Genomic DNA, 19,069 nt, shown 5'->3' with positions numbered 1-19,069 from the left:
TTTTGCTGTTCATATTTCTAGTGAGTATTATTTATCATATGAGTATTATTTATCATATGTCCTTTGGAGTCAACTTCTGCTGTTTTTCCCTGACTCATTTTTAACTCAATGTCATCTTTAGATATAAAAGTTCTTCCATCTTTGACATTGTTGGGGTCATATGAATGACAGAAGCCACCATCATTTCTTCTCTTATTCATCTGACTCTTATTCAGTTGATTGTGATACAAAGAAGACCCCTCCATATCTCGAGCTGCAAATTGTCTCCGGCTTCTTTTCCCTATCTTGGTTTAATCCGCCTGACCGCCTTTTTTCATGCTGTCGAGCCTTCCGATTATATCGGCAAGGTTGCGTCTGCCTTCTTCCTTGCTGACAATCGGCTCGCCGCCTTTGCGGCCTAGGATTTTCAAATCTTCCTGCGGCATTTCGTCTATGAAGCGGCTGGGTTCGGGGAATTGCCATATGCCTTGTTTTTTGCGTTTGACGCAGTGGGTCAGTGTGAGCCGGCGTTTGGCGCGGGTGATGCCGACGTACATCAGGCGGCGTTCTTCTTCGACGTTGCCTTCTTCGATGCTGTCGTTGTGCGGCAAAACACCTTCTTCGCAACCGACAAGGAAAACATACGGATACTCCAAACCTTTGGCGGCGTGTAGCGTGGATAGCGAGACGGCATCGGTTTCTTCTTCGTCTTTTCCTTCCAAAAGCGTCATCAAGGCGACGGTTTGGGCGAGTTCGATGATGTTTTTGCCGTCTTCCCCGCCTTTTCGTGCAAACCATGATACCAAATCGCCGATGTTGCGCCATTTGATTTCGCCAGCTTTGCCTTCTTCACTGGCAAGCAGGTGGTTTTCATAGTCGATTTCTTCGAGCAGGCTGTTGATGAACTCGCCTGCTTCGCCTGTTTCGGCTTTGGCGCGGTAGCTGCCGAACATATCCATAAAGGCTTGCAGGTGTTGGCGGTTGGTATTGTTCAGCGTGGCAAGGGCTTCTTCGTTTTGCGCGGCTTCATACAGGCTGCATTCGTGTTCGTGCGCGTAAGTGTTGAGCTTGCCCAGCGTTACATCGCCGATGCCGCGTTTGGGCGTGGTAACGGCACGCAGAAAGGCGGGATCGTCGTTGGGGTTGGCAAGCAGCCGCACATAAGACAACACGTCTTTGATTTCGGCTTTGTCGAAAAAGCTTTGTCCGCCGGAGAGACGGTAGGGGATGCGCGCGCCGCGTAATGCTTCCTCGAAAATCCGTGCCTGATGTTTTCCGCGGTATAACACGGCGAAATCGGCATATTGGGTTTTGTCGCCGCCGATGAGTTTTTGTTTGACGATTTGGCTGACGACCCAGTCGGCTTCGTGCTGCTCGTTTTGGCAGGCAACGACTTTGACGGGCTCGCCTTCGCCCAATTGCGACCAAAGTTTTTTGGTAAACAGCTTGGGGTTGTTTTCGATGACTTTGTTGGCGATTTTGAGAATCCGCGCGGTGGAGCGGTAGTTTTGCTCCAGTTTGATGACCTTCATCTGCGGATAGTTTTCCTGCATTTTACGCAGGTTTTCCATGTTCGCACCGCGCCATGCGTAGATGGACTGGTCGTCGTCGCCGACGGCGGTAAACATACCTTCCGCGCCGGTCAGAAGTTTCATCAACGTAAATTGGCAGGTATTCGTATCTTGGCATTCGTCAACCAGCAGATAACGCAGCCGCCGCTGCCATTTGTTGCGCACTTCGCTATTTTGCTGTAACAGTACGGCGGGCAGGCGGATTAAGTCGTCGAAGTCCACTGCCTGATAGCTTTGTAAGGTTTCCTGATAGCTCGCATACACGCGTGCGGTTTGTTGTTCCCAAATGTTCGATGCCGTCTGAACGACATCTTCAGGCGTTTTTAAATCGTTTTTCCACAAGGAAATCTGATGCTGCGCTTTGAATAAGGCTTCTTTTCCCGTGCCGCCCAAAAGTTCGCCGATGATTTTCGCGCTGTCAGTGGAATCGAGGATGGAGAAGTTTTTTTTGTAACCGATATGGTTTGCCTCTTCGCGCAGAATCTTCATGCCCAAAGAGTGGAACGTGCAAATCGTCAGCCCGCGCGTTTGCGACTTGGGCAGCATTTTGGCGACGCGCTCCTGCATTTCCGCAGCGGCTTTGTTGGTAAAGGTAATTGCGGCGACGGTATGCGGCAGATAGCCGACATTGACAATCAAGTGCTTGATTTTTTGAGTAATCACGCCGGTTTTGCCGCTGCCTGCGCCGGCAAGGACGAGCAGGGGGCCGCCGAGGTAACGGACGGCTTCGAGCTGTTGGGGATTGAGTTTCATCATGTCTTGATGCCGTCTGAAATCAGTCTGCGCCGCTTTCGAGGCAGTCGAGTGCCGCACGGAGGGCGGATACGCCGATTTGCCCCGGCGCGGAGTTTTGCGTTCCCGAACCGAATGTGATGCTTGAGCCGAACACCTGTCCGGTAAGGCGGCTGACCGCCCCCTTTTGCCCCATCGACATCGTAACAATCGGTTTGGCGGCAAGCTGTTTCGCTTTGAGTGTGGCGGAAAGCAAAGTCAGCACATCTTCCGCGCTTTGCGGCATCACCGCGATTTTGCAGATGTCCGCGCCGCAGTCCTCCATCTGTTTCAGACGGCATACGATTTCTTCTTGCGGCGGCGTGCGGTGAAACTCATGATTGCAGAGCAGGGCGGCGATGCCGTTTTTTTGAGCATCCGCCACGGCGCGCCGGACGGCGGTTTCGCCGGCAAACAGCTCGATGTCGATGATGTCGGGCAGGCGGCTTTCGATCAGCGCGTCGAGCAGTTCAAAATAATAACCGTCCGAACACGGGAACGCGCCGCCTTCGCCATGCCGTCTGAACGTAAACAGCAGCGGCTTGTCGGGCAGCGCGTCGCGGACGGTCTGCGTGTGGCGCAATACTTCGCCGATGCTGCCCGCGCATTCCAAAAAGTCGGCGCGGAACTCGACGATGTCGAAGGGCAGGTTTTTGATTTGGTCAAGTACGGCGGAAAGTTCGGCGGCATCGCGGGCGACAAGCGGCACGGCGATTTTGGTGCGTCCGCTTCCGATAACGGTATTTTTGACGGTCAGGCTGGTGTGCATGGCGGTTGTTGCGGCTGAAGGGAACGGTAAAGACGCAATTATAGCAAAGGCACAGGCAATGTTTCAGACGGCATTTCTGTGCGGCCGGCTTGATATGAATCAAGCAGCATCCGCATATCGGAATGCAGACTTGGCACAAGCCCTGTCTTTTCTAGTCAGTCCGCAGTTCTTGCAGTATGATTGCACGACACGCCCTACACGGCATTTGCAGGATACGGCGGCAGACCGCCGGTCGGAAACTTCAGAATCGGAGCAGGCATCATGTTGACCCCCACGCAGCAAGTCGGTTTGATTTTACAGCACCTCAAAACGCGCATCTTGGACATCTACACGCCTGAACAGCGCGCCGGCATCGAAAAATCGGAAGACTGGCAGCAGTTTTCGCGCCGCATGGATACGCATTTCCACAAATTGATGAACGAACTCGACAGCGTGTACGGCAACAACGAAGCCCTGCTGCCTATGCTGGAAATGCTGCTGGCGCAGGTATGGCAGAGCTATTCCCAACGCAGCGCGTCCCTGAAAAACATTGACATCGAACGCGAAAACAACCCCGATTGGATTTTGTCCAACAAACAAGTTGGCGGCGTGTGCTACGTTGATTTGTTTGCCGGCGATTTGAAGGGATTGAAAGATAAAATTCCTTATTTTCAAGAGCTTGGTTTGACTTATCTGCACCTGATGCCGCTGTTTAAATGCCCTGAAGGCAAAAGCGACGGCGGCTATGCGGTCAGCAGCTACCGCGATGTCAATCCGGCACTGGGCACAATAGACGACTTGCGCGAAGTCATTGCCGCGCTGCACGAAGCCGGTATTTCCGCCGTTGTCGATTTCATCTTCAACCACACCTCCAACGAACACGAATGGGCGCAACGCTGCGCCGCCGGCGACCCGCTTTTCGACAATTTCTACTATATTTTCCCCGACCGCCGGATGCCCGACCAATACGACCGCACCCTGCGCGAAATCTTCCCTGACCAGCACCCGGGCGGCTTCTCGCAACTGGAAGACGGACGCTGGGTGTGGACGACGTTCAATTCCTTCCAATGGGACTTGAATTACAGCAACCCGTGGGTATTCCGCGCAATGGCGGGTGAAATGCTGTTCCTTGCCAACTTGGGCGTTGATATCTTGCGTATGGATGCGGTTGCCTTTATTTGGAAACAAATGGGGACAAGCTGCGAAAACCTGCCGCAGGCGCACGCCCTCATCCGCGCGTTCAATGCCGTTATGCGTATTGCCGCGCCCGCCGTGTTCTTCCAATCCGAAGCCATCGTTCACCCCGACCAAGTCGTCCAATACATCGGGCAGGAAGAATGCCAAATCGGCTACAACCCCCTGCAAATGGCATTGTTGTGGAACACGCTTGCCACGCGCGAAGTCAACCTGCTCCATCAGGCGCTGACCTACCGCCACAACCTGCCCGAGCATACCGCCTGGGTCAACTACGTCCGCAGCCACGACGACATCGGCTGGACTTTTGCCGACGAAGACGCGGCATATCTGGGCATAAGCGGTTACGACCACCGCCAATTCCTCAACCGCTTCTTCGTCAACCGTTTCGACGGCAGCTTCGCGCGCGGCGTACCCTTCCAATACAACCCCAACACGGGCGACTGCCGCGTCAGCGGTACGTCCGCCGCATTGGCAGGCTTGGCTCAAAATGACCCCCACGCCGTCAGCCGCATCAAACTTTTGTACAGCATCGCATTGAGTACCGGCGGGCTGCCCCTGATTTACCTCGGCGACGAAGTCGGCACGCCCAACGACGACGGCTGGGTGCAAGACAGCAACAAAAGCGACGACAGCCGTTGGGCGCACCGTCCGCGCTACAACGAAGCCCTGTACGCGCAACGCAACGATCCGTCGACCGCAGCCGGGCAAATCTATCAGGGCTTGCGCCATATGATTGCTGTCCGCAAAAGCAATCCGCGCTTCGACGGCGGCAGGCTGGTTACTTTCAACACCAACAACAAACACATCATCGGCTACATCCGCAACAACGCGCTTTTGGCATTCGGTAACTTCAGCGAATATCCGCAAACCGTTACCGCGCATACCCTGCAAGCCATGCCCTTCAAGGCGCACGACCTCATCGGCGGCAAAACTGTCAGCCTGAATCAGGATTTGACGCTTCAGCCCTATCAGGTCATGTGGCTCGAAATCGCCTGACGCACGCTTCCCGAATGCCGTCTGAACCGTTTCAGACGGCATTTGTGCCGAAGCGGACGGTAGTCCCCAAAAGGGAAACATGCGATAATAGCCGCCCATCACATCCCGCGCCGCAGCCCGTGTTGCGCCGCATCCCACATACCGCATTTGTTCCGGAGTAACCCCAATGTCAGACGACAAAAGCAAAGCCCTTGCCGCCGCACTGGCGCAAATCGAAAAAAGTTTCGGCAAAGGCGCCATCATGAAAATGGACGGCAGCCAGCAGGAAGAAAACCTCGAAGTCATTTCCACCGGATCGCTCGGATTAGACCTCGCCCTCGGAGTCGGCGGTCTGCCGCGCGGGCGCATCGTCGAAATCTTCGGCCCCGAATCCTCCGGCAAAACCACCCTCTGCCTCGAAGCCGTCGCCCAATGCCAGAAAAACGGCGGCGTGTGCGCCTTTGTCGATGCCGAACACGCCTTTGATCCCGTTTACGCCCGCAAACTCGGCGTAAAAGTCGAAGAGCTTTACCTGTCCCAGCCCGATACTGGCGAACAGGCTTTGGAAATCTGCGACACACTCGTCCGTTCGGGCGGCATAGATATGGTAGTCGTCGATTCCGTCGCCGCACTCGTCCCTAAAGCCGAAATCGAAGGCGATATGGGCGACAGCCACGTCGGACTGCAGGCGCGCCTGATGAGCCAGGCTTTGCGCAAACTGACCGGACACATCAAAAAAACCAATACGCTGGTTGTGTTCATCAACCAAATCCGGATGAAGATCGGCGTAATGTTCGGCAGCCCTGAGACCACCACCGGCGGCAACGCGCTGAAATTCTATTCTTCCGTCCGCCTCGACATCCGCCGCACCGGATCCATCAAAAAAGGCGAAGAAGTATTGGGCAACGAAACCCGCGTCAAAGTCATCAAAAACAAAGTCGCCCCCCCGTTCCGTCAGGCAGAGTTTGACATCCTCTACGGAGAAGGCATCAGTTGGGAAGGCGAATTGATCGACATCGGCGTAAAAAACGACATCATCAACAAATCCGGCGCGTGGTACAGCTACAACGGCGCGAAAATCGGTCAGGGCAAAGACAACGTCCGCGTCTGGCTGAAGGAAAATCCCGAAGTCGCCAATGAAATCGACGCAAAAATCCGCGCCCTCAACGGCGTAGAAATGCACATCACCGAAGGGACGCAGGACGAAACCGACGGCGAACGCCCCGAAGAATAAGGTTTGAAATCAAGAAAAAACGGCACTTCCGCCAAAGAGTGCCGTTTTTCTTGATACGTCATGCCGTCTGAAACCGTTTTGTCGGGGTTCGGACGGCATTTTCCGTTTCGAGTATGGGTTCGGACAGCCGCCTAAGTTTTCTTACCGCTTCGTGTTGCCAGCCAGCAGACGGACGAGCCGAAGCAGACCATAACTGCGCCCTGCCAAAATTCGACGGGCAGTGGTGTATGTAGCAGCATGGATGAAATCATGGCGGAGAAAATCGGGATGAAATAGGATGCGCCTGCCAGGACGGTCATGTTGCCGCTCGAGATGCCGATGTTCCAAACGGCGTAACCCAAACCCAGACAGGATGCGGCGGAGACGGTATAGAGCAGGGAGGCAGTGTCGAAATTCAGGCTGTCGATGCCGTCTGAAAAATATTTTGCCCACAGGATGCAGGATACGAGCAGGAAGAAGAAGCCGACGGCATTGCCCTGTACTTTGGCGCGTGCGGTCAGCGTACAGTATGCCGCCCAGAACAGCGCGTCCGAAAGCGCCATGATGTAGCTTGTCGGATTGGTGCGTATGTTGGCTATCATTCCAGAGACGGAAAATCCACCTTCTCCGCCCAATACGACTGCGATACCGGCGAAAGACAGGATAAAGCCTAAGGCAATCCACCATTTCGCCGGCTGCCTGTTGAACAGGACGGCGCCGATAATGGTAAAGGTCGGCCACAAATAATTGACCATGCCGACCTCGACGGTTTGGCGGGCGTTTTGGGCGAAACCGACGGACAGCGACAGGCACAGTTCGCACCCGACGAAGAAAAGGCTGGCCCAAAACAGGTAGCTCTTGCTGAAGCGGCTCAGATTCGGTTTGCCGAAAATCATCAAAATCAACACGGTTGCCAGACTGTACATTATCGCTGCACCGCCGACCGCGCCCATATGCAGGCTGACGGTGCGGATGAGTCCGATGACCGAACTCCAAAAGGCGACGGCAAGCAGCCCGACGGCGGTCGCCTGTTTGGGTGTGAGGTTTTGTTGGAATCTGGAAAGCATGGTGCTTAAAGGAAAATTTTGTTTAATATACCGACAGTATCCGCACGCGTATTCTCTGTCAAACGGAAAATGCCGTCTGAACAAGGTTTCAGACGGCATTTATATTTTTGCAGCGTCAGTCGGATCAGCGGAAGAAGTCGCCCATGCCTGCAGGCAGCCCTTGGGTGAAAGCGCCCATGGTTTTGCCGGTGGTTTCTTCAGCTTTGTTGGAGGCGGCATTGAACGCGGCAAGGACGAGGTCTTCGAGCATTTCTTTGTCGTCTGCGGCTTCCTGAATCAGCTCGGGGCTGATGTCGATTTTGCGGACGACATGGGAACAGGTCATCACGACTTTAACCAAGCCGTTGCCTGCTTCGCCTTCGATTTCGGTTTCGGCAAGTTTGGCTTGCGCTTTTTTCATATTTTCCTGCATTTGCTGCGCCTGTTTCATCAGGCCGCCTAATCCGGCTTTTCCGAACATAGGTAAAACTCCTGTCTGTTTTGATTGAATAAGGGAAACGGCAATGCCGTCCGAAGGGTTCGGGCGGCATTATATCTGTTTATGGCCGGTTTGCCGCCAATTCCAGTGATTCGGGCTGCCATTGCGCGCCGAATGCTTGGAGGATTTTTTGTGCGACGGGGTCGGCTTCGAGCAATGCTTGTGCTTTTTGCCTGTCTTCGGCTTGGACGCGCTTGTCCTGCATCGCGGGGGTTTCCCGGCCGGCTTCGTCGTGCCAGTCTTGGGTTTGCAGGGTGAGTTGCAGCCCGTAGGCTTGGGCAAGGGTGTTGCGGATTTTGTCGAGACGTTTTTTGTCGGCGGTGGCGCGGGCTTCGGCGGTCATCGCCAAAACCATCAGGCCGGTGTCGGGATGGTATTCCGTCCACGCGGAGTGTTGCGCCGGCATTTGCGCCGCGCCGAGTTTGCGGGCGAAATGCCGGACGATGGCTGCCCAGTTTTCGGTGGAAAATTCGGGCGGCGGGGCGGACGGCGTGTTGTTTCCGCCGATGCCGCCTGCTTCTGCTTCTTCGTCCGCGCCTCCGCCTGCGGTATCGGCAGGGGCGGCATGTTCCCAATCGGACGGCGGGATTTCTGCGCCGTCTTCTACGGGGCAGTCATTATCCGGAATGCCGTAACCGTAGAAAGGTTTTGCAGGGGCTTCGTGTGCAAATGCTTCCGTTTCAACGGCTTCATCATTCGGTGTTGCCTGAATGGGGTTTTCAGACGGCGTTTCGGACAAGGGGGCATCGGTTTCGCTGTCGGCTGCCTTGTTCTTGGAAACTTGGTTTTCGGGCGGCGTTCCGGCTTCGGATGCCGTCTGAATGCTTTTTGCCGATGCTTGCGCCGTGCAGGCTGCGGTTTGGGCTTCGTCCGGCGCGTCTTCCCAAGGCGGAACATCGTTGTTTTCTTGATTGGTAACGGGTTCGGCGGTTTTGCCTTCAGACGGCATTGCCGCTGCGGATGCCGTCTGAACGGGCGTTTGGGTGGTTTCCGTTTCAGGGCGCGGTTGGGGCTTTTTTGCGGCGGTTTCCTTTTCGGCGGTTTGTGCCGATGGGGATTGAAGTTCGGTATTTTCAATCACGGCGTTTGCATCACACGAAGCTGCCGCCAAGGGCGCAAATGCCAGCATACGCAGCAGGGTCATCATAAAGCCGGCGTATTCGTCGGGGGCGAGGCCCAGGTCGCGTTTGCCGTGGACGGCGATTTGGTAGTAAAGCTGGATTTGTTCGCCGCCTATGGTTTGGGCGAGGCGGTGCAAAATATCGGAATCGGGATCGTCGTGCGCCAAGGCGGAGGGGACTGCCTGTATCAGGGCGAGATGTTGCAGCAGTATGGCAAGTTCGCCCAAGGCATTGTCAAAGCCGACGGCACACGCCGCCATTTCCTGCGCTTTTGCGGTCAGGGCTGCGCCGTCTTGGTTGATGATGCCTGTCAGCAGTTCGTAAAGGTATTGTTTGTCAACCGCACCAATCATTTGGCGGACATCTTGTTCGGCAACTTTGCCCGAACCTAGGGCGATGGCTTGGTCGAGCAGGCTCAAGGCATCGCGCATCGATCCGGCGGCGGCGCGTCCCAAAAGTTGCAGGGCGGCGGGTTCGTAGGCAATTTTTTCGCTGTCGAGGACGTGGGCAAGGTGGTCGGCAACCTGCTGCGAAGTCATGTTGCGCAAGACAAATTGCAGGCAGCGGCTCAAGACGGTAACGGGAACTTTATGCGGATCGGTCGTGGCAAGGATGAATTTGACGTGTTCGGGCGGCTCTTCCAGCGTTTTGAGCATGGCGTTGAACGCGCTTTTGGAAAGCATATGCACTTCGTCGATGATATAGACTTTGTATTTGCCGGCGGTCGGCGCGTATTGGGCGTTTTCCAATACTTCGCGGATGTTGTCGATGCCTGTGTTGGAGGCGGCGTCGATTTCCAGCAGGTCGACGTAGCGTCCGGCATCGATCTGCGTACAGCTTTCGCATACGCCGCAAGGTTCGCCGTGTTGCGCGTTTTCGCAGTTGAGGCTTTTGGCAAGGATGCGGGCGATGGTGGTTTTACCTACGCCGCGCGTACCGGTCAGCAGGTAGGCGTGGTGCAGCCTGCCTTCGTCCAAGGCGTTTTGCAAGGCTTTGACGACGTGTTCCTGACCGACTAAGTCGGCAAAGGTTTTGGGCCGCCATTTTCGGGCGAGAACTTGATAGGCCATATTTTTCTCTTGGTTTCGGTCGTGATGTTTCTGTCGGTGCGTCGGAATGCCGTCTGAACGGCGGTCTCGGGCGGCGTATTCTAGCACTTTCGGCTTATTGTCCGCGCAAGAACAGTGCGTCCAATTCTTTTAATGTCAGTTTGACCCAAGTCGGACGGCCGTGGTTGCACTGGTTGCTGCGCGGCGTATTTTCCATATCGCGCAGGAGCGCATTCATTTCAGGCAGGGTCAGCTGACGGCCGGCGCGGACGGAGCCGTGGCAGGACATGGTGGCGAGGATGTGGTTTTCGTGTTCTTCGATGGTTTGGCTGCTGCCGACTTGGGCGAGTTCGCCCAATACGTCGCGGGCGAGCGAGACAACGTCGGATTTGCCCAACATTGCGGGTACGGCGCGGACGGCGAGGGTGTTGCCGCCCATATCGGACAATTCCAAGCCGAAGCCTGCCAGCGTTTCGGCATAATCGGCAAGGGCGGCGCATTCTTCGTGGGACGCGGCAAAGGTTACGGGAATAAGCAGGCGTTGGCTTTGCAGCTTGCCGTTTTCCTGCCGTTGGCGTTTCATTTTTTCGTAGTTGACGCGTTCGGCAGCGGCGTGCATATCGATGAGCAATAGGCTGTCTTCTGCTTGGGCAAGGATGTAGATGCCAAGTAATTGGGCAATGGCAAAGCCGAGTGGCGGCAATTCGGATTGTGATGGAAGGCCGTCTGAAAGCGGCATATCTGTTTTTTGGGTAGGCGTTTCAGACGGCATATTGCCGAAACGTGCCTGCTCGAATTGGCTCAACTCAAGGTCGATGTCGTCGGTTTTTTTGTAAAGCTCGGCGTAAGTATTCATGGCCGCGCGGCTTTCGCGCAGGGACAGGCTGCGTTGTTGCGGCGAGCGAGCGGCTTGATAGGGCATAGGCGCGGTTTTGCCTGATGAACCAAAGGCATTGCGCGTATCGGGTTTGTTGCCCGCCGGGTAGTCGGATGCGCGATCAAACAGATTTTCGCCGCCGCTTTCAGACGGCATTTGGTTGGAGACAACGCCGGTAATGTCATGCAACACTTCGCCTGCGTTGCCGACGCTTTCGGTTAAGTCGGCGCGCGTGTCGGCAAGGGCTTTGTTGAGCGTGTGGAACACGAGTTGGTGCACCTGCCGGCTGTCGCGGAAGCGGATTTCGGTTTTGGTCGGATGGACGTTGACATCCACGGCTTCGGGCGGCAGGTCGAGGAAGAGGACGAAAGCAGGCGTCAGCGCGTTGTGCAATACGTCGCGGTATGCCTGCTTGACGGCGTGGAGCATCACTTTGTCACGGACAAAACGATGGTTGACGAAGCAGTATTGTTTGTCGGTTTTGCCTTTGGCGAAAGTCGGCTTGGCAATCGCGCCATAGAGCCGCAATGCGCCGTTGCCGCTGTCGATTTCCAGGGATGCCGTCTGAAAGTCATCGCCGACAATGGCGGCAATCCGTTCATGCAGGCTTTGGGTCGGGAGTTTGAACACTTGTTTGCCGTCGCGTTTGAGCGAGAAGGCAATGTGCGGATGCGCCAGCGCGAGGCGTTCGAGCATGGTGGCGCAGTGGGCGTATTCGGTGGCTTCAGATTTGAGGAACTTGCGCCGCGCGGGAGTGTTGAAGAAGAGTTCGGCGGCTTCGATGGTCGTGCCGACGGGGTGGGCGGCGGCGGTGGGGCTGCTGAGTTTGCCGTCTTCTGCTTTGACTTGGGTTGCGTGCGTGCTGTCTTCTTGTCGGCTGGTCAGGGTCAGGCGGCTGACGGAGGCGATACTGGCCAAACCTTCGCCGCGAAAACCCATACTGGCAACGTGTTCCAAATCGTTTAAAGTTTTGATTTTGCTGGTGGCGTGGCGGTGGAGCGCAAGCCCGATGTCGTCCGGATGGATACCGCTGCCGTTGTCGCTGACGCGGATGAGACGGATGCCGCCGCCCGCCAGCTCGACATCAATCGCCGTCGCGCCTGCATCGATACTGTTTTCAACAATTTCTTTCAAGGCGTTGGCAGGGCGTTCGACCACTTCGCCGGCGGCGATTTGGTTGACAAGATGGTCGGGCAGGGCGGCGATTCGGGACATAAGGTAGGCTTCCGTTGCAAAAAACGCTTCATTCTATAATAAAACCCCTTACTTTTCTGCCCGTATTCTTGATAAAAGCCGTTTATCCCGTTTGGAAAATACCAGTATAATCACGCAGTATCCCGTAAAATTGGAGCACAAAGATGTATCACTACCAATCCGATGCCACACAATTCCTCAACCGCCTGATCGAAGAAAAACCCGAGTTGGAACAGCAGCGTTTGGAAAACAGGGGGCTTTTGTGGGATGTCGAACTCAATCCCGAAGAACAGGAAAACTTCGAGGCGGCAAAAGTAGCGAAAAAACCTTATACCTATTACCAAGACTGAACCCGCCGAAATGACGACCAATCTGTCCAATGTCGCACCGGACCTGCAAAACTATTTGAACGCCATCGGCGAACCCGAACATCCCGTTTTGACGCGGCTGCGCGAGAAGACCGGGCATCACCGTATGGGCAAAATGGCGATTGCGCGCGAACAGGCGGCGGTTTTGGTTTGGCTGGCAAAGCTGATTCGCGCGGAAAAATATCTGGAAGTCGGCGTATTTACCGGATACAGCAGCACCGCGCTTGCATTGGCGCTGCCCGAACACGGGCGGATTACCGCCTGTGACATCAATGTAACCTTTACCGATACGGCGCGTCAGGTTTGGAACGAGGCCGGTGTGGCACATAAAATCAGCCTGTACCTGCAACCCGCATTGCTGACATTGGATGATTTGATTGCACAGGGTGAAGTCGGAAGCTACGATTTGGCACTGATAGACGCAGACAAACCGCCCACGCCGCAATATTTCGAGCGCTGCCTCAAACTCGTCCGGCAAGGCGGCATCATCGCCATCGACAATATTTTGTTGAACGGAAGGGTGATGCGCGAGGCCGCTTCCGATGCGCCGCCCAGTGTCGGCATCCTCAAAGATTTCAATCAAAACCTGCCGAACGACCCGCGCATCGTCCCCATCACCCTGCCCGTCGGCGACGGCTTGACCCTGCTTCTGAAAAAATAATGAAGACCAAATTACCGCTTTTTATCATTTGGCTGTCTGTGTCCGCCTCCTGTGCTTCCGTTTCACCCGTTCCGACAGGCAGCCAAACCGAAATGCCGATACGGGAAAATGCTTCAGACGGCATTCCCTATCCCGTTCCCACTCTGCAAGACCGTTTGGACTATCTGGAAGGCAAAATCGTCCGGCTGTCGAACGAAGTGGAAACCTTAAACGGCAAAGTCAAAGCACTGGAGCATGCGAAAACACACCCTTCCGGCAGGACATACGTCCAAAAACTCGACGACCGCAAATTGAAAGAGCATTACCTCAATACCGAAGGCGGCAGCGCATCCGCACATACCGTCGAAACCGCACAAAACCTCTACAATCAGGCACTCAAACACTATCAAAACGGCAGGTTCGCCGCCGCAGCCGCCTTATTGAAAGGCGCGGACGGCGGAGACGGCGGCAGCATCGCGCAACGCAGTATGTACCTGTTGCTACAAAGCAGGGCGCGTATGGGGAACTGTGAATCTGTCATCGAAATCGGAGGGCGTTACGCCAACCGTTTCAAAGACAGCCCAACCGCGCCCGAAGCCATATTCAAAATCGGCGAATGCCAATACAGGCTTCAGCAAAAAGACATTGCAAGATCGACCTGGCGCGGTTTGATACAGGCTTACCCGGGCAGCCCGGCGGCAAAACGCGCCGCCGCAGCCATACGCAAACGATAGTTTTTCCATTTTTCCGCTTTTTACCCCATCCGCACCAAGGAGGATTTATGATACAAATCGGCATCATCATGGGCAGCAACAGCGATTGGCCCGTTATGCAGCAGGCAGCGCAGTTTCTTGAAGAGTTCGGCGTAGAATATGAGGCGCGCGTCGTTTCCGCACACCGCACTCCGGATTTAATGTTCCAATACGCTGAAACCGCACGGGAGCGCGGCATCAAAGCCATCATCGCGGGTGCGGGCGGTGCGGCGCATTTACCCGGCATGGTTGCCGCCAAGACCACCGTCCCCGTTTTGGGCGTACCCGTCCCCAGCAAATACCTGCGCGGCGAAGATTCGCTTTTATCGATTGTACAAATGCCCAAAGGCGTACCCGTCGCCACATTCGCCATCGGCGAGGCAGGCGCGGCCAATGCGGCATTGTTTGCCGTTTCCATGCTGGTCAATGAAAATCCCGAACTGGCGCAAAAACTGGCAGACTTCCGAGCCAAACAAGAACAGACTGTTTTGAATATGGAATTGGAACAGATTTAAAACCCGCCGTCCGCGAATACACAAATGCCGTCTGAAGCCCTGTTTCGGGTTTCAGACGGCATTTTTCCATCTTATATTTTCACAATATTATATTTAATATTATTATCGATAGCTTCCTTAAAAATTAGTATACTATTTTCAATTATCTTCTTCTCTAATTCAAACTCAAATAAATCGTTGCAATCGTATTCATAGCTATAATTTGAAAATGTATTTTCACGTAATTTCCATAAAAATGAAACACGATTTTTATTATTAAAATAATACATTTGATAATCATCAAATGAATCCCCAAGCCCTACAATATATTCACTAGTGGTCTCATCATTGATTAGATAATAAAATTTCCTATTGGTATTGGAATTAATAATATCTTCCGGTAATCTAATTTGATTCGATAAACATCGCTCAAGGCGGGCTATAAATACGGGAATATAGGTCTCATCATTAAATGTTCCTAGCGGTATAGAATTTATCCAAATTCTCAATGGTATTGTGGAATAATAGGATTTTATTGGTAGCTTGGTTACTTCAATAGCAAAAAATTTCTTACATCCAAATATCATAATTAGTATCCTTTTCGTATTTCTTTGGGGATTGTGCCTATATTATTGCGATCCATTCCACTAGCCGTTTCCGCTGTTTCGGTCAGCGATGAGAACACTTCAAAATAAGTCGGGAAGGTTTTATGGGTGCATTTCGGGTCGTTGATGACGACGGGTACGCCCAACAGCGAAACCAGCGAGAAACACATCGCCATACGGTGGTCGTCGTAAGTGTCGATGACGGCGTCGGGTGTCAGCGTTTTGGGCGGGGTGATGTGAATTGCTTCGGCTTCTTCGACGACTTTTGCACCGAGTTTGCGCAACTCGTTTGCCATCGCGGCGATGCGGTCGGTTTCTTTGACGCGCCACGAACCGATGTTGCGAAGCGTGCAGGTTTGTTCGCTGGCAAGCGCGACGATGGCGAGGGTCATGGCGGCATCGGGGATATGGTTTGCATCCAAATCAAAGGCTTGGACGGCACGTTCTTTCGAGCGCGAGACTTCGACGAAGTTTTCGCCCCACACCACGTCCGCCCCGATTTTTTCCAGCTCACGGGCAAAGGCGACATCGCCCTGTATGCTGTTTGCGCCGATACCGGTAACGCGGACGGGCGTGGCGGCAATCAAACCGGCTGCGAGAAAGTAGGACGCGCTGGAGGCATCGCCTTCGACGTGCAAGTGTTCGGGCGCGTGGTAGTGCGCATCGGCGGGAATTTTGAAGACGCGGTAGTCTTCATTGGCAACCTGTACGCCGAATTGCGCCATCAGTTTTAAAGTAATGTCGATATAGGGCTTGGAAATCAACTCGCCGACCATACGGATTTCAAACGCCTGCCCGGTCAGCGGCAACGCCATTAAAAGGGCGGTCAGAAACTGGCTGGACACATTGCCTTTAATCGGAATCACGCGTTCGCCGTTGTCTTGACGTTTGCCGATATGAAGCGGCGGATAGTGTTCGTTGCCGAGATATTCGACATCGGTGCCGGCAATCCGCAACGCATCGACCAAATCGCCGATAGGACGTTCGTGCATACGAGGCACGCCGTGCAGATGATAATCGCCGCCCAAAACGGCCAGAGCGGCGGTTAACGGGCGGAACGCCGTGCCCGCGTTGCCCAAAAACAAATCGGCAGTGCGGTTGGGGAAGCGTCCGCCTGTGCCGTGTACTTTCAGACGGCCTTCGGCAAGACATTCGATTTCAACGCCGAGTTTATCGAGTGCTTCGAGCATACGGTCGGTATCGTCGGATTTGAGCAGGGAATGGATTTCACAAGTATTGTCGGACAGGGCGGCGAGCAGCAGGGTGCGGTTGCTGATGCTTTTGGAGCCGGGCAGGGCGACAGTGGAAGGTTTGAGACGGGCGGCGGGGAGGCGGACGGATTCGGTCATGGCAAAACGTCAATATAAAGATAAAAACAGCCTGCATTATACTGGTGCAAATGCCGTCTGAAAAATCTCAGGTTTGGCATTTTCGGTTTTAAAGTCCGTGAATGTGGTTTTTTGTGCTGAAAATTTATTATTTTTAAATTTTTTGTTTCTAAAATTTTTTTGCCGGCATATTTTCGGCTTTTGTTGCGGGCAGGTGGCGTTTGCGGACGGTACGGTACGATTGCCAATTTCATAGAATTTGGTAGAATAGCCGCTATTCAACGACAGACAAGCCGCCGATTTTCCGGGCGGCTTGTGTTTTTATTTTAATATCCGGACGCACAAAACAAGATGGTACGCGGTATGCTTGCTGCCGCAAACTGGTGTGCCGGAATATGGAGAAAAAAGACCGATGCAAAAAATCCCCCTGACCGTACGCGGTGCGGAATTGCTGAAACAGGAATTGCAGCAGCTCAAAAGCGTGGCGCGCCCCGAAGTGATCGAGGCGATTGCCGAAGCCAGATCGCACGGCGATTTGTCCGAAAACGCCGAATACGAAGCCGCCAAAGAACGCCAAGGTTTTATCGAGGGCCGCATTTCCGAGTTGGAACATAAACTTTCCGTTGCCCACATCATCAATCCGACCGAAATCCACGCCGAAGGCAAAATCGTGTTCGGTACGACGGTTACGCTGGAAGATTTGGAAACGGAAGAACACGTTACCTACCAAATTGTCGGCGAAGACGAAGCCGACATCAAACAGGGCAAAATCTATGTCGGCTCTCCGATTGCACGCGCCCTAATCGGCAAGGAAGAAGGGGATACGGCGGAAGTTCAGGCTCCGGGCGGCGTACGCGAATACGACATTATCGAAGTCCGGTATATTTGATTCGGCGGTAAAATGCCGTCTGAAGGCCGACCTTCGGTTTCAGACGGCATTTTCCATGCGGCTCCCCCTTTTCACGCTTAGGTTAAACATGCTATATTTCCGAATCTTTTAAACTGTTTTCCACGAGGTGGCGAAATGAGCGAAACTGCTAAAATCAAAGTCAACGACTTGCCTGAAGATGCAGAAAAACCAAACGAAGAAGTCGAATTGCCCGTTGCAGGCGACGATAAAAAAGGCGGACACAGCGAGGGCGGCTGCTGCGGTGCGTGCGGCGGTTGATTCGAATTCGTCAAATTGGGGCATCTGAAAAGTTTTGCAAAATTTTCAGGTGTCCTTTTTTGTTTTCAAAGTAAATGAATGAAATAATGCGGGTAGAAGATTTATTTGACCATGGGCTTGTGGTAGATTCGGTACCGTATTTGATATGATTTTAACAAATCGGGAGGGGCAATGTTTTGGTATGTAGTCGGCTTTTTCGCCTTTATCGTTTCGCTGCTGTCGCTGTGGGTCAATGCTAGCGCATTCGGCATGCAGGAAGACGATACCCCCCAATCGGATTATGAAAGACGTTTGGGCTTGGGTGCGAAGCTGAAAAACAAAAATACGCCGGATACGGAAGAAAAGCAGCAATAAAGATATGAAATGCCGTCTGAAAGATTTTCAGACGGCATTTGCTTTGAAGCATGGGAGACAGTCAAACATTCATCTTATGCTCAAATGCGCTCAGGATTCGGCGTACTTCATCCGCATCCTTAACCGTTCGGATGCGGTCAAACAGCGTTTGCGCAGGGTCGAACGTTTTTTTCATCATGCCCAGCCATTGCTTAAGACGGGCGATCGGGTATTTATTGTTTGCCTCTTTTGCCAGGCACAGCTCGAAAAACTGCCGTATCCATGTGGAAACTTCGGCAAAATCCGTGTCTTTGACCGGCCCGCCGTTCTCGTATTGCTTGATTTGCCGCGCCAAATCCGGGCGGATGACCGCGCCGCGCCCCAGCATTACGCTGTTGCAGCCGCTGGCGGTTTTGATGCCGATATAGTCCTGCAGGCTGAAAACGTCGCCGTTGGCGGTAACGGGAATATTGACGGCATCTCGGATTTTTTTTATCCATTCCCAATGCGCCGGCGGTTCGTAACCCTCGGCTTTGGTGCGCGCGTGTACGGTCAGTCCGCACGCGCCTCCTTCGGCAATCGCACAGGCGCATTCCAAAGCCCGGCTTTTGTCTTCATAGCCGAGCCGCATTTTTGCGGTGAGCGGAATATGTGCGGGCAAACGTTTGCGCAGCGTTTTGACGATGTGGAATATCAGTTCCGGCTCTTTTAAAAGGATTGCGCCGCCTTTGTGCCTGTTGACTGTCGGGGCGGGGCAGCCGAAGTTCAAATCGATTTTGTCCGCACCGAAGCGGACGGCTTCCAGCGCATTCTCCGCCATATTGTCCGCATCGCTGCCCAGAAGCTGAACCGTGCACGGGGTGCCGGAAAACGTTTTGTTTCCGTTAGCGATTTCGGGGATATATTTTAACCATATGGCGCGGGAATGCACGGTATGGGTAATGCGTACAAATTCGCTGACGCATTCGTCGTAGCCGCCTATCCGTGTTAGCAGGTCGCGCATCACATCATCTATCAGACCTTGCATCGGGGCAAGGATGATTCGGTTTTTTTGTTTGGGTTCGTTTGTTTGTCCGTCAATCATGATTTGGGTAGGTATTTGGTTCAAACGATGCCGTCTGAAGGCTTTCGGTGTTCAGAC

The 19,069-nt window shown here is 53.8% G+C and carries 17 protein-coding genes, 1 pseudogene and 1 other annotated feature; of the genes and pseudogenes, 9 read left to right on the top strand and 9 right to left on the bottom strand.

Annotation, left to right across the window (positions count from 1 at the left end):
* Positions 1–290: 290 nt before the first annotated feature.
* Together rep and aroD are read right to left on the bottom strand one after the other, a co-directional pair.
* On the bottom strand, positions 291–2,306 hold the full coding sequence (rep, locus tag ACNAU7_RS08590; protein ID WP_416301961.1) for a DNA helicase Rep: 2,016 nt from the start codon (positions 2,304–2,306) through the stop codon (positions 291–293).
* Between the two features lie 19 nt (positions 2,307–2,325).
* The gene (gene aroD / locus ACNAU7_RS08585; RefSeq protein ID WP_416301960.1) at positions 2,326–3,090 is read right to left on the bottom strand and encodes a type I 3-dehydroquinate dehydratase; all 765 of its coding nucleotides are present in this window, start codon (positions 3,088–3,090) and stop codon (positions 2,326–2,328) included.
* A 261-nt stretch (positions 3,091–3,351) separates the two neighbouring features.
* Here aroD and ACNAU7_RS08580 point away from each other — a divergent pair, with 261 nt between their 5' ends.
* Positions 3,352–5,262, top strand: a complete 1,911-nt coding sequence (locus ACNAU7_RS08580) for an alpha-amylase family protein (protein WP_416301959.1) — start codon at positions 3,352–3,354, stop codon at positions 5,260–5,262.
* Between the two features lie 166 nt (positions 5,263–5,428).
* A complete protein-coding gene (gene recA, locus ACNAU7_RS08575; RefSeq protein WP_002213013.1) occupies positions 5,429–6,475 on the top strand; it encodes a recombinase RecA in 1,047 nt (348 codons plus the stop codon).
* A 131-nt stretch (positions 6,476–6,606) separates the two neighbouring features.
* On the opposite strand, the gene yddG is transcribed toward recA, so the two are convergent.
* The 4 genes from yddG to mutL all read right to left on the bottom strand — a co-directional run bounded on the left by yddG (position 6,607) and on the right by mutL (position 12,261).
* On the bottom strand, positions 6,607–7,521 hold the full coding sequence (gene yddG, locus ACNAU7_RS08570; RefSeq protein WP_416301965.1) for an aromatic amino acid DMT transporter YddG: 915 nt from the start codon (positions 7,519–7,521) through the stop codon (positions 6,607–6,609).
* Positions 7,522–7,645: 124 nt separating this feature from the next.
* Positions 7,646–7,981, bottom strand: a complete 336-nt coding sequence (locus tag ACNAU7_RS08565; RefSeq protein ID WP_416301958.1) for a YbaB/EbfC family nucleoid-associated protein — start codon at positions 7,979–7,981, stop codon at positions 7,646–7,648.
* Between the two features lie 79 nt (positions 7,982–8,060).
* Positions 8,061–10,190, bottom strand: a complete 2,130-nt coding sequence (gene dnaX, locus ACNAU7_RS08560; RefSeq protein ID WP_416301957.1) for a DNA polymerase III subunit gamma/tau — start codon at positions 10,188–10,190, stop codon at positions 8,061–8,063.
* Positions 8,962–9,001: a sequence feature (This ribosomal frameshift element is known only in the genus Neisseria.), on the bottom strand. (Overlaps the previous gene by 40 nt.)
* 94 nt (positions 10,191–10,284) lie before the next feature.
* Positions 10,285–12,261 carry a DNA mismatch repair endonuclease MutL gene (gene mutL, locus ACNAU7_RS08555; RefSeq protein WP_416301956.1) on the bottom strand — a complete coding sequence of 659 codons (1,977 nt, stop codon included), beginning with the start codon at positions 12,259–12,261 and terminating at the stop codon, positions 10,285–10,287.
* A 143-nt stretch (positions 12,262–12,404) separates the two neighbouring features.
* Here mutL and ACNAU7_RS08550 point away from each other — a divergent pair, with 143 nt between their 5' ends.
* Genes ACNAU7_RS08550 through purE form a run of 4 tightly spaced genes read left to right on the top strand, consistent with a single transcriptional unit; the run spans position 12,405 to position 14,515 of the window.
* The gene (locus ACNAU7_RS08550; RefSeq protein ID WP_002213027.1) at positions 12,405–12,590 is read left to right on the top strand and encodes a DUF3460 family protein; all 186 of its coding nucleotides are present in this window, start codon (positions 12,405–12,407) and stop codon (positions 12,588–12,590) included.
* 10 nt (positions 12,591–12,600) lie between these two features.
* Positions 12,601–13,269: a class I SAM-dependent methyltransferase gene (locus ACNAU7_RS08545; RefSeq protein WP_416301955.1), complete on the top strand. Its 669-nt coding sequence runs from the start codon at positions 12,601–12,603 to the stop codon at positions 13,267–13,269.
* Entirely contained in the window at positions 13,269–13,982 is a 714-nt protein-coding gene (locus tag ACNAU7_RS08540) for a tetratricopeptide repeat protein (protein WP_416301954.1), read from the top strand. Before ACNAU7_RS08545 ends, ACNAU7_RS08540 begins: the two co-directional genes overlap by 1 nt.
* 47 nt (positions 13,983–14,029) lie before the next feature.
* On the top strand, positions 14,030–14,515 hold the full coding sequence (gene purE / locus ACNAU7_RS08535; protein ID WP_416301953.1) for a 5-(carboxyamino)imidazole ribonucleotide mutase: 486 nt from the start codon (positions 14,030–14,032) through the stop codon (positions 14,513–14,515).
* Between the two features lie 71 nt (positions 14,516–14,586).
* On the opposite strand, the gene ACNAU7_RS08530 is transcribed toward purE, so the two are convergent.
* Together ACNAU7_RS08530 and aroA are read right to left on the bottom strand one after the other, a co-directional pair.
* Positions 14,587–15,081: a hypothetical protein gene (locus ACNAU7_RS08530; protein ID WP_301817959.1), complete on the bottom strand. Its 495-nt coding sequence runs from the start codon at positions 15,079–15,081 to the stop codon at positions 14,587–14,589.
* 68 nt (positions 15,082–15,149) lie between these two features.
* A pseudogene (gene aroA / locus ACNAU7_RS08525) lies at positions 15,150–16,448 on the bottom strand (3-phosphoshikimate 1-carboxyvinyltransferase); the annotation flags it as partial.
* Between the two features lie 391 nt (positions 16,449–16,839).
* Here aroA and greA point away from each other — a divergent pair.
* The 3 genes from greA to ACNAU7_RS08510 all read left to right on the top strand — a co-directional run bounded on the left by greA (position 16,840) and on the right by ACNAU7_RS08510 (position 17,949).
* Positions 16,840–17,316, top strand: coding sequence for a transcription elongation factor GreA (gene greA / locus ACNAU7_RS08520; protein WP_002216944.1), 477 nt, complete (start codon positions 16,840–16,842; stop codon positions 17,314–17,316).
* 135 nt (positions 17,317–17,451) lie between these two features.
* Positions 17,452–17,595 (top strand): hypothetical protein, encoded by a 144-nt coding sequence (locus ACNAU7_RS08515; RefSeq protein ID WP_107859152.1) that lies wholly within the window; start codon positions 17,452–17,454, stop codon positions 17,593–17,595.
* A gap of 171 nt (positions 17,596–17,766) precedes the next feature.
* A complete protein-coding gene (locus ACNAU7_RS08510; protein WP_003674521.1) occupies positions 17,767–17,949 on the top strand; it encodes a hypothetical protein in 183 nt (60 codons plus the stop codon).
* 61 nt (positions 17,950–18,010) lie between these two features.
* Here ACNAU7_RS08510 and ACNAU7_RS08505 read toward each other — a convergent pair whose 3' ends face one another.
* Positions 18,011–19,012, bottom strand: a complete 1,002-nt coding sequence (locus ACNAU7_RS08505) for a tRNA dihydrouridine synthase (RefSeq protein ID WP_416301964.1) — start codon at positions 19,010–19,012, stop codon at positions 18,011–18,013.
* Between the last annotated feature and the right edge of the window lie 57 nt (positions 19,013–19,069).

The sequence above is a fragment of the Neisseria sp. LACPHL-SPEC-2024-00856 genome, assembly GCF_047915665.1.
GTDB classification, from domain to species: Bacteria; Pseudomonadota; Gammaproteobacteria; order Burkholderiales; family Neisseriaceae; genus Neisseria; species Neisseria polysaccharea.
This window is presented reverse-complemented; position numbering and strand designations above follow the sequence as displayed.